The following is a 13,215-nucleotide window of genomic DNA, read 5'->3' on the forward strand; positions in this document are numbered from 1 at the left end:
GCAAGTGACCTGGAGCGGCCTCATCCGCCATCCGATGCGGTGGCGAAAACCGCCAATTGAGCGTCGAAAGCACGCTTGAAGGCCGGCCGCGCTTCGCCGCGGGCGACATAGGCGGAGAGGTTCGGATATTCGTCCAGCAGAGCCGATCGGTTCAACCTGCGCAGCACCATCACCATCAGGAGGTCACCGGCGCTGAACCCACCATCGAGCCAGTCGGCGTCGCCAAGGCGATCGGAGAGTTCGCCCAGCCGGCCACGGATACGATCCTCGACCATGGGCAGGCGCTGCTTGTGCCAGGCCTCGTCGCGCTCCAGGAGGATGGCGGTTTCCCGATCCACGATCGGCGGCTCCAGCGTGCTGACCGCGGCAAACATCCATGTGATCGCGCGCGCCCTGGCATTCGCGTCGTCCGGCAGCAGGCCCGCATTGCGCTCCGCGATATGGAACACGATGGCCCCTGAGTCGAACAGAGCGAGATCACCTTCCTCATAGGTCGGGATCTGCCCGAAAGGCTGAAGCGCACGATGCGCGGGTTGCTTCATCGCGCTGAACGAAACAGGACGAACGTCGTAAGCTTGGCCGACTTCTTCGAGTGCCCAACGAACACGCATGTCACGGGCCTGTCCCCTGCCGCGGTCGGGCGATCGTTCAAAGGCTGTGATGGTGGGGGTCATTGGAAGGCTCCGGGTGATTGCATGATGCTGTGCGTGGTTGCGACGATCTTTCTCATGGTCAGGTATCCGGTTCTTGCGCTTTGCCTTCAGAGGACGAACGAGCCGCGCGGGTCCCGACAACTATCTCGTTTTCTTTGGCCATGGGATTTCGCGGTCCGAACCTTCTGCACGCGGCCGTTGCCGGCGAACGGCTTGAAACCCTTCCGTCGGCGAAGGTCTCAAAATGGCGCAAAGCGGCTATTTTAGAACGGCCGGACTCGGGCCGCGAGCAGACTGGCAGCTTCTGGTTTCGGACCTTCAAAAGCGGACTTTCAGATCGGCGTGAGCATAATCGTGACCTGAGCTTAGGCAGCCGTCTGGTCATCTCGAGTCAATGTCGGCATTCAACATGTCGTGCGCTGGTCCAGATGGATGCGAGACTTCCGGTCCTGAGCGCGGCTAACCGCCCGATTGCGGGCTACCCGCGAGCGAACTCCGGTATCTGGAACCGCCTCCGATAGGCGCCGGGCGTCATTCCAGTGGTGCGTTTGAACAGACGACGGAAGAATGCGGCGTCCTCGTAGCCTACGCGCCAGCTGATCTCGTCCACGGGCGAACTGGTGCGCTCCAGCCGCCGCTTGGCGTCCTCGATCCGCAGACGTTGTACGTAGGCAAGCGGCGCAAGGCCCGTCGCATCGGCGAAACGTCGCTTGAAGGTGCGTTCGGCGAGCTTGGACCGCTTGACCATCTCGTCGACCGGATTGGCGATCGAGAAGTGGGTCGCAAGCCACTCCTGCGCGTTCTGGATTTCGGCGTCGCCGTGGTCGTTCCTGCCCTCGAAGACCATGTAGGGGGCCAGCCCGTCCTGATGCCATTGCAGCGCGAACATGCGCGCGACCTCCTGCGCGACCGTCGCGCCGACGTGGTGGGCGATCAGGTAAAGCACCATGTCGTGCCAGGTGTTCGACGCGCCCGAACTGACCAAATCCTCGCGCGGGCCAGCGATCACCAGTACACGTTCGGGATGGATCGGTACGGCAGGGTAGCAAGCCGCGAATTCCCTCGCGTAGCCGAAATGGACGGTCGCGTCCCGGCCGTCGAATAGCCCCGTCTCGGCCAACAGGAAGACCCCTGAGCAGGCGGAGCACAGCCTCGCACCTTCATCGTGCATGCGCTTGAGCCAGTCCACCAGGCGTGGGTAGCGGCCCGTTTCCCATCCGCCCGGCTTCAGCAGAACCGACGGCACGATGACGATGGCACACGTCGTGATGTCATCGATCGTGCGCTGCACGTCGATGGGGACGCCGCTGGCCAATCGCAACGGACCTGCCTGTTCGCCGACGATCTCCACCTTGAAGGGATGTTCGGCGCCGGGGCTGGCGATCCCCATCATCGAGACCCCGTTCATGACGTCGTAGATCCCCGCCAGCGTCGAAATGACGGCATCCGGCAGCGCCACGAGGCAGACCCGCAGCGGGACCGATCCGTTCTGGTTGACCTGTCTGGACATCGCGACCTTTCGCGCCGCGCGACGAGAAAGCGGCCCACATGGCACGAATGGACCGATTGCGGGCGATAGCGGCTCTGTCGCGCAGACTCCCCAAGGGCCTACACCACAGCCGCATCCAAACGCAACTCAACGCCCGAAGGGAAAGTACGATGCTGGATACACCAAAGATCGACGAAGCAAAGCTCGAGGCCTTCGCCACCCGCGCCATCGGCGACCTGACGGCCGGCTATACCGGCGTGATGGTGAGCGTCGGCAGCAAGCTCGGCCTCTACAAGGCAATGGCCGGCGCGGGTCCGCTGAGCGCACAGGAAATCGCCACGCTAGCCGATTGCGCCGAACGCTATGTGAGCGAATGGCTCAACGCTCAGGCGGCCGGCGGTTACCTCGCCTATCACGCGCTGAGCGACACCTACGAACTCATGCCGGAGCAGGCGATGGTGCTGGCCGACGAGGACAGCCCGGTCTACATCCCGCACGCATGGAATGTACCGGCGTCGATGTGGTTCGACGAGCCGAAGACGCTCGAAGCCTTCCGTACCGGCAAGGGTATCGCCTGGGGAGAGCGTGACGGGCGGCTTTCATGTGGCTCGGCCGCGTTCTACCGCAACGGCTACCGCGCCAGCCTCGTGCCCCAGTGGCTGCCGGCGCTGGACGGCGTTGTGGAACAACTGGAGGGCGGCATAGAGGTCGCCGACGTCGGCTGCGGCTACGGCCACTCGACGCTGCTGATGGCCGAGGCGTTTCCGAACTCGCGTTTCCACGGCTTCGACACGCACGATGCCACCCTCGCCGAGGGGCGGCAGAATGCGGCAGCTGCCGGACTGTCCAACCGAATAGACTTTGCGCATGCCCGCGCCGACGAATATCCGGACGGGCGCTACGGCCTGATCTGTTTCTTCGACATCCTCCACGACCTTGGCGATCCGGTCGCAGCCGCTCGCCATGCAGCCAAGGTGCTGGCGCCCGGCGGCACGGTGTTGTTGGTCGAGCCGTTCGCGCACGACCACGTCAAGGACAACCTCTCGCCGGTGGCTCAGCTCTACTACTCGGCGTCGACCCTGGTCTGCTGCGCACACGCGATCTCCGAGGGCGGAACCATGGTCCTTGGTGCGCAGGCAGGACAGGCGCGCCTGGCCGAAGTGTTCCGCAAGGCGGGTTTCACGCATTTCCGCCGCGCCGCGGAAACGCCCTTCAACCTCATCTTCGAGGTGCGGCGCTGAGGCGCCGCCGCCTCCCTCGCTTCTGGACCAATGAGTGAAGACAAGGACAAAGACAATGAGAAAGACCTTTGCACGCGCGGCAATCGACGCCGCAACGACTATGCTCTACGCGCGCCGCGCGCGCCGCAACGCCTGGATGCTGCATGCACTTTCGGATGCTCAGCTCAAGGACATCGGCCTGACGCGATTCGACATCGGGCCCGTTGCTCATGCCGCAAGGGAATCGCTGGCTGACTGAAACGGCATCGCAAGCTCGCAATCCCAGACCAGATACCCGCCCGGCCCCAAAACCCGGGCGGCCCCCGCTTCGTAGCGTGAAGGGCGCGCGAAGACGGGCCACCCCCCTTCGATCAAAGAGCGATGACAAGGAAAACGACTATGAAAAAGATCTTTGCAATCGCGGCGATCACCGCCGCAACCCTGCTGGGTGCTGTCTCCTTCGCCGCGGCGCAGGAACTGCCTTCAGTCGAGGACACCTACAAGGACATCGAGGCGACGTTCGGAGTCGTGCCCAGCCACATCAAGACCTATCCGAAATCGGCGGTCGCCGGTGCGTGGGCTATGACCAAGGGCCTTCTGACGGACAAGAACAATGCGCTCGAGCCGAAGGTGAAGTCACTGATCAACCTTGCCGTGGCGGCGCAGATCCCGTGCCAATACTGCACCTGGGTCGAGACCAAGTTCGCCAAGGCACAGGGTGCAACGGACGAGGAGGTCGCAGAGGCGGTCGCCCAGGCGGCCTATGTCCGTCACTGGAGCACCGTACTCAACGGAATGCAGATCGACCTCAAAACCTTCAAGACCGAATTCGGCGGCGACTGACGGATTGCGGCGCCCGACGCCGCCCTCTCCGGATCGCTTTCAGTGAGTGCTCACCCATGGAAATCCTCATAAACACGGCGCACGTCCTCTACGTGACCACCTATTTCACGATGGACATGCTGCGCCTGCGTATGCTGACGGTCACCGCAGCGACCTGCCTTGCCGTCTACTTCTACGGCCAGCCGGTTCCGATGCTGAATGTCGTCGCCTGGAACGTGTTCTTCATCGCGCTGAACCTGATCCAGATCGTCCGGCTCGTCCTGGCCAGATACAGAAACGCGCAGGCTGGAGCGTGATCCAACCGCTGGCCACTCCGAGGCCCCGACAGCCTTTCCCCGACCCGAAGCGCCTATCTGGTGGCGCGAACGATGACGCGGAGAGGCGATCCGCCGACGCCCAGCGGCTCGATCAGACCGGCACGTCAGACGGCTGTCAGTTGAATGACCGCAAATGGCGCAACCGCGACCTCAGAATGGTCGCCAACAATGTCTGCTTTCGGGCCGTGGCAACAGACACCTCAATGACCGACATGAGGCGCAAGGCGGACTTGCCCGATGTTTCATGCGCGAACGCTTGAGATGCGAGCGCCGCCATTAACCATCGATTAACTATCCGGTCGCCTTTAATTCAATTTTGCAGCATACTGATTTGGGTAGCGAGGCTGCTCAAGGAGACTGGAACAAGAAGTAGTTCCCCTGTTCGCGCATCTGCCACTTTCACTCGCGACAGTCGAAATTGAAAAGTAAGCGACGGAACACCGTCGTCTCATGGGGAGGCGCCAGCATCAAGTTTGATGAGGAGCGCCAGAATGAATATCGAAGACGCAGTTACGGCAGTGACGTCAGAAGCAAGCGCTCTCATGTCTTGCCTCGGCCAGCCCGTTGTCGCCTACCACGTCACGGAAATCCTGAGAGAGGCAGACCTGGCACACGCCCGCGAGATGCAGTTCGCGCTGGTGCGACGAAGCATCGAAGCTCTTGTCGATGACGGCCTGGAAGGCGTCGCCGCCGAACATTTTGCATTCCAGTTCGACGGCCGCATCGGCTTGACCTGGAGACTCCTGCACGCATCCGACGGCGTGGCGCATTGATCAAGGCCAGGGGCGCGCCCGCTACCCTACAGCCAGCCATTTGCGCGACTGGGCGAAGGCCTTGAAGGCCTTGGCGTCCATCGGACGGCCGAAGGCGTAGCCCTGCAGGATGTCGCAGCCCAATTCCTTCAGGATGCGCGCGTGTTCCATCGTTTCGACGCCTTCGGCCACCACTTCGATGCCGAGCGATTTGCCGATCTCGATGATGGACGACACCAGCCGCCGCTGCGCCCTCGAGTCGATGATCGGCGTGATCAACTGGCGGTCGATCTTCAGCCGGCGCGGCTGCAGCTTGAGCAGGCTGACGATCGAGGCGTGGCCGGTTCCGAAATCGTCGATCTCGATGTCGATGCCGAGTTCCTTGATCTGCTCGATGTTCCAGGAAACGAAATCGTCGTTCTCGTCGAGGAAGATCGACTCGACCAGTTCGAACGACACCGTCCCTTCCTTGATGGCGAGCCTGCGCAACCCGTTGATCAGGTCCCTGTCCTCCAGGCGCCTGGCCGAGACGTTGACCGACACACGCGGGATGTTGAGATGCGACAAGCGCTCGAAATTCTCCAGCGCCTGTTTGAGGGTGACGCTGTCGATCAGCGCCACGACATTGAGCTCTTCGGCCACCTTGAGATAGGCGGCGGGGGCGAGGATGCCGCGCCGCGGATGCTTCCAGCGCGACAACGCCTCGACGCCGACGATCTCGAGCGTCTTGGCGTCGAACTGCGGCTGGTAGTAAGCGATGAATTCGTTCCGCTCCAGCCCACCCAGGATTTCATCGGCGGTCTGCTTGGTCCGAACGATCTCGCTCTGCAGTTCCGCGTTGAAGAATTCGTAGCGATTGCGGCCATGGCTTTTCGCCCGGTAAAGCGCGAGATCGGCATTGACGAGCAACTGTTTGGCGTCGACCCCGCTGTTGGCGGCAATGCCGATGCTGACGCCGAACCGGCACTGGTGGCCCTGGTAGGTGATCGGCTGCCGCATCTCTTCGATGATGCGGTCGGCGAGTTCGGCAAGTTTGTCGTCGCCACGGCCATGGCTCACCACCACGAACTCGTCGCCGCCGATGCGCGCCACGAAATCGGCAGCCCCGGCATTGCCCTTGATCACCTTCGAGGCATGCAACAGCATGGCATCGCCCGCTGCGTGGCCGAGCGTGTCGTTGATCTGCTTGAAGCGGTCGAGGTCGAGATGCAGCAGCGCCGTGCGCCGGCCGGCTTCGCCGCTTTCGGCCAGCATCTCGTCGAGATAGCGGCGATTGGGCAGGCCGGTCAGCGAATCGTGAAGCGCCACATGCTCGATGCGCGCCTTGGCGGTCTCTAGTTCGGCGTTCTTCGATTCCGACAGCTGCCGCTCGCGCACCAGGTTCTCGTTGAGCAGCACGTCGCTGGTCACGTCCCATTCGGCGCCGATCATCTTCGGCGTGCCGCCAGTGTCCTGGAAGAAGGTCGCGCGCGTGCGGACATGGCGGATATGGCCGTCAGCATGGACGAGGCGATATTGCGAGGAGTAGAGGCCCTTGGTCGCCGCGGCCTGGTCGAAATCCTGCCGGGCACGCTCGATATCGTCGGGATGGATCGTCCCCGACCAGTCATCATAGGCGCGCGGCTTGCCGTCGGCGGGCCTGCCGTAGATCTCGTTGACGCGGTCGTCCCACACCAGTTCGTTGGTGGCGAGGTCGTGCTCCCACACGCCGATGCCCGAGGCCTCCAGCGCCAGCTCCAGCCGCCCCGACAGGCGTCTCAACTCGGCATAGTTTTTCTGCCTTTCGCCGAACAGCCGCCCGGCCACCAGGATCGGCAGCACCACCAGCACGCCGGCGAGCGCCATGATTGCCTGCAAGGTCCGCTCATTCTTCGGCGCCGCTGGCCAGCCGCCCTTGGGAATGGCCGAAATCCGCCAGGAGCCCGAAGGCAGCTGCACTTCGGCCGTCACGGGTTTGCCGGCGATGACATTGTCGCCGCCGAAGAAGCGCTCGCCGCCGCCGCCCAGCGCATCCTTGCCGGTCAGCGCAACATCGATGTCGAGTTGGGAGTCGTTGAGGCCGCTCGCCGCATAGAGCCTCTCGACATCGACCACCGCCGAGACGATTCCCCAGAAGCGCTCGCCGCCGCCCGCCGTCGGCACGAAGACCGGGATGCGGCCTATGAAGCCGCGCCCGCCTTGCGCCAGGTCGACCGGACCGGCGAACACCAGCGTGCGCCCGTCGCGAGCCCGAAGCGCTGCCGTGCGTTGCGCCTCGTTCTTGCGGTAATCGAGCCCGATCGCCTTCTCGTTGCCTTCCATCGGGTACATCAGCGAGATGACGAGGTCCGGCGCGCCGGCGATGTTGCGCAATTGCGATTTCTGCTCGAACAGATTGCCGGCGAGCGAGGCAAATCTCTGCTGGCCCATATAGGGCTCGGTGACGATGGCCGATACCAGGCCGCGCACGAGCTGGAGATTGCCGTTTATGTTACCCTCGAGCTTGGCGCGGATAATGTTGACCTTGGCCAGGACATTGGCGCGCGCCAGTTGATCGGAGACTTGTCTGTTCTGCTGGTCGGCAAACACGGCGCAGATCAGAAGCACGACAAAGGCTATCGCCGCCGGCAAGTTGGCGGCAGAAAAAACGGCCTGTCTCACGCGGCCGAGATTGAATCCCGTTCTGGTCAATTCGACCCGAATACCTTTCCTGGACAATAGCCCATCGGGCGAACCTAGTAGAAAGTGCTTAAATTTAACCTTCCAGGCCGGCCGCAAGTTTCAGCATCGGGCCCATTGTTGCCGGCATTCCTGTCCGCGGGCTGAAGCAGTGCATAACGGACCGATACTGGTCGCCGATTTCAGCAACCCAAAAGGATCTTTGTCCTCGGGACAATACTGGCGAGGCGATCCTGTGGCGGCAGCTATGTGGAATGCGTCGAGCGCACCGGGCAGTACGCACCGGGGGAGGGACGCGCGGGCCTGACTGGAGGCCTCGGTCACAACCGATGGGAGAGTTGGCCTCGCCCGCGCCGGCCTGTACTATGGCCAGGTGAATGCAGGGGAGGAGGCTCGATCGTGCGGCTGGATCGGTATCTCTGCCACTGGTGCATCTGGGCCTTCATCGCCTTCATGGCGTTCTGGCCGCGTGCGGCGTCGGCCGACGACATCACGCCCGAACGCATCGCCGCTGCCCTGTCGAAACTCGAAGCGCTCGCCGAAGCCGCCGTCGCCGACGGTGCCGTGCCCGGTCTCGCCATCGGCGTCGTGCATGACGACGAGGTGATCTTCCTCAAAGGGTTCGGGCATCGCGAGGCCGGCAAGCCGGAGGCCATCGACGCCGACACGGTTTTCCAGATCGCCTCGCTCTCCAAACCGGTTTCCGCCACCGTCGTGGCGGCGCTGGTCAGCGAGGGGATCGTGTCCTGGGATTCCAAAATCGCCGACCTCGATCCGGCCTTCCGGCTCGCCGATCCCTATCCGACCAGCCAACTCACCGTCCGTGACCTGTTCGCGCATCGCAGCGGGCTTCCGGGCACCGCCGGAGACGACCTCGAGGACATTGGCTACGACCGCGCCGAGATCCTGCATCGGCTGCGGTTCGTGCCGCCATCGTCGAGCTTTCGTGCCGGCTACTCCTACAGCAATTTCGGACTGACCGAGGGTGCCATTGCTGCCGCCAAGCCCACAGGCAAACCCTGGGAGGAGGTCGCCGAGGAAAAACTCTACCGTCCGCTTGGCATGGCCTCGACCAGCTCCCGCCATTCCGACTTCGTCAAGCATGCCAATCGCGCCGCGCTCCACGTCAAGGTTGATGGCGCCTGGGCCGCGAAGATAAAGCGCGATCCGGATGCGCAGGCGCCGGCGGGCGGTGTAAGTTCCACGGCACGCGATCTCTCGCAATGGGTGCGCCTCATAGTCGGCAACGGGGTCTATGCCGGCAAGACGCTGATTGCCGCCGATGCGCTGGGCCAGACGCATGTGCCGCTGATGACCCGCGGCAAGAACCCCGTTTCCGGCGGCGAGAGTTTCTACGGCCTCGGCTGGAATGTCGAATTCGGCCGGCACGATCTGAGCTGGGGCCATGCGGGCGCCTTCAGCGTCGGCGCGCGCACCCTCGTGACAGTCTTCGCGAAGGAGAAGCTTGGCATCGTCATCATCGCCAATGCCTTTCCGACAGGCGTGCCCGAGGGGCTGTCCGACAGTTTTGCCGATCTCGTCTTCGACGGTGCAGTCGAGAAGGATTGGATCAAGGCATGGGACGGGATCTATGCCGGCCTGTTCGGTCCGGCGGTCGAAGCGGCCAAGGCCGCCTATGCCGCGCCGCCGTCTCCGGCAAGGCCGGTCGGGCCGGCCAGTGCCTATGCCGGCCGCTACGCCAACGACTTCATCGGCGATGCGGTCGTGTCGAGTGCGGGAGACGGCCTTGTGCTTAAGGTCGGCCCGGCCGGCGGCCGGTCCTATTCGCTGACGCATTTCGACGGCGACCTGTTCCTGACCTTCCCCGATGCCGAGACACCGGACAGGCCAACGGGCGTCAGCTTCGTCGTCGGCCCGGACGGCAAGGCGTCGGCGATGACGATAGAGTTTCTCGACGACAATCATCTCGGCACGCTGCGGCGCGTCGGCGATCAAGATGGCCGGTAGACAGCGGACATGCCGGCGCAAGCGCTGAATGACCGATTTGCGCCAGAAGGCGACATCAGGAGTCGACGTGCCGAACGTCCTATTTGGGCCTTAAGGGCGCAAATAGACGGAAGCGGACCTTGAGGCACCCCGCTTGCATAGTCGTGAACTGACCCTTTGACGACCTTCTTGATGTCACGCTTCAAGGCCTACACGGGGAGTGGAAGCTGCCATTCTGTTTGACAGCCACGGCTGGAGAAAAGTGATCCTGAACGGTCAAAGCCTTGCCTCATCGGCCGTAAGTGCGTGCTCTCGCGTGCCGGAGACGATGATCTCCAGGACCTCATGCTCGTCGGTGTTCCTGATGTAGCGATCGCCGACGTTCTCGCCGCGCTTCAGCACCATCACGCGGTCACCCACAGCGAAGATGTCAACGAGGCGGTGGGAGATGATGATCTGGGCAACGCCCTGCTTTTTCAGTTCCAGCATGGTCTCGAGCAGCCGCTCGGTCGCCATCACTGAGAGATTGGCGGTCGGCTCGTCGAGGATCACCACGCGCGGCAGGAAGGAGATCGCGCGGGCAATCGCCACAGATTGTTGGCGGCCGCCCGACAGGCTCTCGACCTTTTGATAGACGGAGTTCACGTCGACCTTGAGCCGCTTCAGCACGCTGTCGGCTTCCGCGTACATTTTCCGCCGATTGACGAAAAGGCCCTTGCGCGGCCAACGGCCAAGAAAGATGTTCTGACCGACATCCATATTCCCGCAGAGCGCGAAGTCCTGGTAGATCATCTCGATGCCGGCGTCGCGGCTTTCGTGCGGGCTCTTGAAGCGCACCGGCTGCCCGGCGACGAAGACCTCGCCGCCGGCGTCGCGCTGGTAGGCGCCGGTCAGGATCTTCATCAGCGTCGACTTGCCGGCCGAGTTGTCGCCGACGAGGCCCAGGATCTCGCCGGGATAGAGCACGAGGTCGACGTTGCGGAGCGCCTGCACCGCACCGAAGGCTTTTTCGATGCCCCGCATTTCTACGATCGGTGCAGGCTTAGTCGCGTCACGCATGGGTGGTTTCCGCCGTTCTTGTGCGCCGCGCGAGGCGAACCCGCAGGCGGCCGAAGATGTTGGCCTGGCGCACCCAGATGTCGATCAGCACCGCCACGATCAGGATGCCACCGATGAAGACGTTGATCCAGTGCTGCGGCATGGCGAGGCCCTGGACGTTGAGCTGCAGCAGCGCCCGGATCAGGGTGATCACTGCCGCCCCGGCGAGCGCCCCGATCACGGTGCCGTAGCCGCCGAAGATCGAACCGCCGCCGATGATCACCGAGGCGATGGCGTCGAGCTCGCGGAACTGGCCGGCCACCGGGTTGAAGCTGCGGAAGTAGGCGACGTTGATGATCCCGGCCATTGTCGCGCAGAGCGCCGCCAGCATGAGCGCGAGAAACCGCACCCGGTTGGTGTTGATCCCGGCATAAGCGGCGGCGCGAATGTTGCCACCGGTCGCATAGACCTTCTGCCCGAACGGCATGTAGGCGAGCACGACGCCGGCAACGAGGGCGACGAACAGCATCCATATGGTCTGGACGCTCACCACCTCGGCGATCGAGCGCAGGAGCCCGTCCGGCAGCGAGATGCGGTAGTGCAGCAGGATGTCGTTCACCTTGCGGCCAAGCAGGTTGTAGCCCTCGGGCCAGCCGGTGAGCTGCTGCCCGGCGACGAACCAGGCGGCGAGGCCGCGGGCGATGTAGAACATGCCAAGCGTGGCGATGAAGGCCGGCAGCTTGAAGCCGACGGTGACGATCGCGTTGACGAGGCCGGCGCACATGCCCGCGAGCAGGCCCATCGCCACGGCGGTGAGTGGGTCAGCGTCGAGGACCTTCAGGAAATAGGCGGCGGTGCTGCCGGCGAGGGCGAGCACCGCCCCCACGGAGAGGTCGATGTCGCCGGCGGCGATGACGTAGGTGAGCCCTATGGTGATCAGCGCAAGCTCGGTGTAGTTGAGCAGGATCGCGAAGCTGTTGGACAGGTTCCACCAGTAGTCCGGCCGGAGCGCGAGGCCGGTCAGCCACAGGAGCGCGGTCAGCATGATGGCGAGCGCGTCGCGCCGGGCGAGGAACTTGCCTAATCCCGTGGCCGACAGCGCCATGTCGGTCGCCATCGCGCCCTTGGTCTGCACCCCCTCGATCGCGATGCCGCCGATCTCGTAGGCCGGTGGCGGCGGCCGGCCGCGGAGCCAGGCCCAGAGGCGCCCTGCCACCTGGCGGCGGATGAGATAGGGCTCGATGAGCACCGCGACGATGAGCAGCAGCCCGAGGAAGACCGGCACCGCGCCGACCGGCAGCGAGAAGACGGCGTTGACCGTGATTTCCTCGTCGCCGATCTTGATGATGCGCGTGATCGGCCAGCCCTCGCGCAGCACCTTGTCGAGCAGCACGACCAGCATGGCCCCGAGGCAGGACCCGGCTACCCGGCCGCGGCCGCCGAGGATCGAGGCGCCGCCGATGATGACGGCGGCAATGACGGTCAGCTCACCGCTGACGCCGTAGAGCGGGGTCACGCCCTTGTCCTGGGCGGCCGACAGCAGGCCGGCGAGGGTCGCGCAGAGCGAGGAGATCAGGTAGGCCCGGATGCGCACCCAGTTGGTCGGGATGCCGGCATAGCCCGCTGCCTGCTCGTTGCCGCCGGTGGCGAAGGTCTCGTAGCCCCAGCGGGTCTTGGCAAGCACATAGGCGCCGACCACGGCGACGACGGCGAAGACCACGATCTGGTTGTTGAAACCCAGGACGTTGGTCTCGCCGAGGTGGAAGAACAGCGGATGCTCGCTCGCCTTGGCGGGATAGTAGATCGACTGGCCGTGGGTCAGCGCCAGCACGAAGCCGCGGCCGATGAAGAGGATGGTCAGCGTGCCGATGAACGCCGGCACCTTCAGGACGGTGACGAGCACGCCGTTGATCAGCCCGATCAGCGTGCCGAGCAGCAGGCAGAGGACCACCGAGGGGACGATACCGAGATCGAGGAAGCTCGGGGCGAACAGCCGGGCGAACACCACGGCGACCAGGCCGTAGGTGGAGCCGACCGACAGGTCGAGGTCCTTGTTGACGATGACGAAGGTCATCCCGACCGCGATGATGGCCACCCGCGAGGTGTCGCGCAGCAGGGCGTGGAGCGCCTCGGTCGAGCCGAAGAACGCGGGGTTGACGAAAGCGCCGCCGAGATAGAGCAGCAAAAGCAGGGCAAGCAGCCCCGCCTCCCAGCCGCCGACAAGCTGGGGCGGCGCACGGCCGGGCGATTTGGTCGCGGTGGGCGCCATGGGTCCCCCTCTGGTCGTTGCCGTCGCTG

General features: G+C 64.1%; 11 protein-coding genes. 6 read left to right on the forward strand and 5 right to left on the reverse strand.

The annotated features are described in order from the left end of the window. Positions 1 to 20: 20 nt before the first annotated feature. Both DH08_RS22930 and DH08_RS22935 read right to left on the reverse strand, forming a co-directional pair. Complete coding sequence (locus DH08_RS22930; protein ID WP_192181449.1) at positions 21 to 674, reverse strand: glutathione S-transferase family protein; 654 nt, start codon at positions 672 to 674, stop codon at positions 21 to 23. A 457-nt stretch (positions 675 to 1,131) separates the two neighbouring features. Then, positions 1,132 to 2,163, reverse strand: a complete 1,032-nt coding sequence (locus tag DH08_RS22935; RefSeq protein WP_192181450.1) for a GlxA family transcriptional regulator — start codon at positions 2,161 to 2,163, stop codon at positions 1,132 to 1,134. A 149-nt stretch (positions 2,164 to 2,312) separates the two neighbouring features. Here DH08_RS22935 and DH08_RS22940 point away from each other — a divergent pair, with 149 nt between their 5' ends. The 5 genes from DH08_RS22940 (at position 2,313) to DH08_RS22960 (ending at position 5,295) form a co-directional block, all read left to right on the forward strand. Continuing rightward, the gene (locus DH08_RS22940) at positions 2,313 to 3,383 is read left to right on the forward strand and encodes a class I SAM-dependent methyltransferase (RefSeq protein WP_192181451.1); all 1,071 of its coding nucleotides are present in this window, start codon (positions 2,313 to 2,315) and stop codon (positions 3,381 to 3,383) included. A gap of 55 nt (positions 3,384 to 3,438) precedes the next feature. Next, entirely contained in the window at positions 3,439 to 3,621 is a 183-nt protein-coding gene (locus DH08_RS22945; RefSeq protein WP_192181452.1) for a YjiS-like domain-containing protein, read from the forward strand. A 140-nt stretch (positions 3,622 to 3,761) separates the two neighbouring features. Then, on the forward strand, positions 3,762 to 4,205 hold the full coding sequence (locus DH08_RS22950) for a carboxymuconolactone decarboxylase family protein (protein ID WP_192181453.1): 444 nt from the start codon (positions 3,762 to 3,764) through the stop codon (positions 4,203 to 4,205). A gap of 56 nt (positions 4,206 to 4,261) precedes the next feature. Continuing rightward, the gene (locus tag DH08_RS22955; protein ID WP_192181454.1) at positions 4,262 to 4,501 is read left to right on the forward strand and encodes a hypothetical protein; all 240 of its coding nucleotides are present in this window, start codon (positions 4,262 to 4,264) and stop codon (positions 4,499 to 4,501) included. A 512-nt stretch (positions 4,502 to 5,013) separates the two neighbouring features. Beyond that, positions 5,014 to 5,295 (forward strand): hypothetical protein, encoded by a 282-nt coding sequence (locus DH08_RS22960; protein WP_246800965.1) that lies wholly within the window; start codon positions 5,014 to 5,016, stop codon positions 5,293 to 5,295. 21 nt (positions 5,296 to 5,316) lie between these two features. Here the strand turns inward: DH08_RS22960 and DH08_RS22965 are convergent, their stop codons facing one another. Further along, entirely contained in the window at positions 5,317 to 7,914 is a 2,598-nt protein-coding gene (locus DH08_RS22965) for an EAL domain-containing protein (protein ID WP_192181455.1), read from the reverse strand. A 417-nt stretch (positions 7,915 to 8,331) separates the two neighbouring features. On the opposite strand from DH08_RS22965, the gene DH08_RS22970 reads away from it, so the two are divergent. Further along, positions 8,332 to 9,900, forward strand: a complete 1,569-nt coding sequence (locus tag DH08_RS22970) for a serine hydrolase (protein ID WP_192181456.1) — start codon at positions 8,332 to 8,334, stop codon at positions 9,898 to 9,900. Positions 9,901 to 10,155: 255 nt separating this feature from the next. Here DH08_RS22970 and DH08_RS22975 read toward each other — a convergent pair whose 3' ends face one another. Together DH08_RS22975 and DH08_RS22980 are read right to left on the reverse strand one after the other, a co-directional pair. After that, positions 10,156 to 10,938: an ATP-binding cassette domain-containing protein gene (locus DH08_RS22975; RefSeq protein ID WP_120019065.1), complete on the reverse strand. Its 783-nt coding sequence runs from the start codon at positions 10,936 to 10,938 to the stop codon at positions 10,156 to 10,158. Next, positions 10,931 to 13,186: an ABC transporter permease gene (locus tag DH08_RS22980; protein ID WP_192181457.1), complete on the reverse strand. Its 2,256-nt coding sequence runs from the start codon at positions 13,184 to 13,186 to the stop codon at positions 10,931 to 10,933. The genes DH08_RS22975 and DH08_RS22980 overlap by 8 nt, the downstream gene beginning before the upstream one ends. Positions 13,187 to 13,215 lie beyond the last annotated feature (29 nt).

The organism is Mesorhizobium amorphae (genome assembly GCF_014843845.1).
GTDB lineage: Bacteria > Pseudomonadota > Alphaproteobacteria > Rhizobiales > Rhizobiaceae > Mesorhizobium > Mesorhizobium amorphae_A.

What these genes read in the sequence shown, in the direction of transcription:
- DH08_RS22950 (WP_192181453.1), top strand. Translation starts at nt 3,762, where the DNA reads ATGAAAAAGATCTTTGCAATCGCGGCGATCACCGCCGCAACCCTGCTG.
- DH08_RS22930 (WP_192181449.1), bottom strand. Translation starts at nt 674, where the DNA reads ATGACCCCCACCATCACAGCCTTTGAACGATCGCCCGACCGCGGCAGG.
- DH08_RS22940 (WP_192181451.1), top strand. Translation starts at nt 2,313, where the DNA reads ATGCTGGATACACCAAAGATCGACGAAGCAAAGCTCGAGGCCTTCGCC.
- DH08_RS22960 (WP_246800965.1), top strand. Translation starts at nt 5,014, where the DNA reads ATGAATATCGAAGACGCAGTTACGGCAGTGACGTCAGAAGCAAGCGCT.
- DH08_RS22945 (WP_192181452.1), top strand. Translation starts at nt 3,439, where the DNA reads ATGAGAAAGACCTTTGCACGCGCGGCAATCGACGCCGCAACGACTATG.
- DH08_RS22975 (WP_120019065.1), bottom strand. Translation starts at nt 10,938, where the DNA reads ATGCGTGACGCGACTAAGCCTGCACCGATCGTAGAAATGCGGGGCATC.
- DH08_RS22935 (WP_192181450.1), bottom strand. Translation starts at nt 2,163, where the DNA reads ATGTCCAGACAGGTCAACCAGAACGGATCGGTCCCGCTGCGGGTCTGC.
- DH08_RS22955 (WP_192181454.1), top strand. Translation starts at nt 4,262, where the DNA reads ATGGAAATCCTCATAAACACGGCGCACGTCCTCTACGTGACCACCTAT.
- DH08_RS22980 (WP_192181457.1), bottom strand. Translation starts at nt 13,186, where the DNA reads ATGGCGCCCACCGCGACCAAATCGCCCGGCCGTGCGCCGCCCCAGCTT.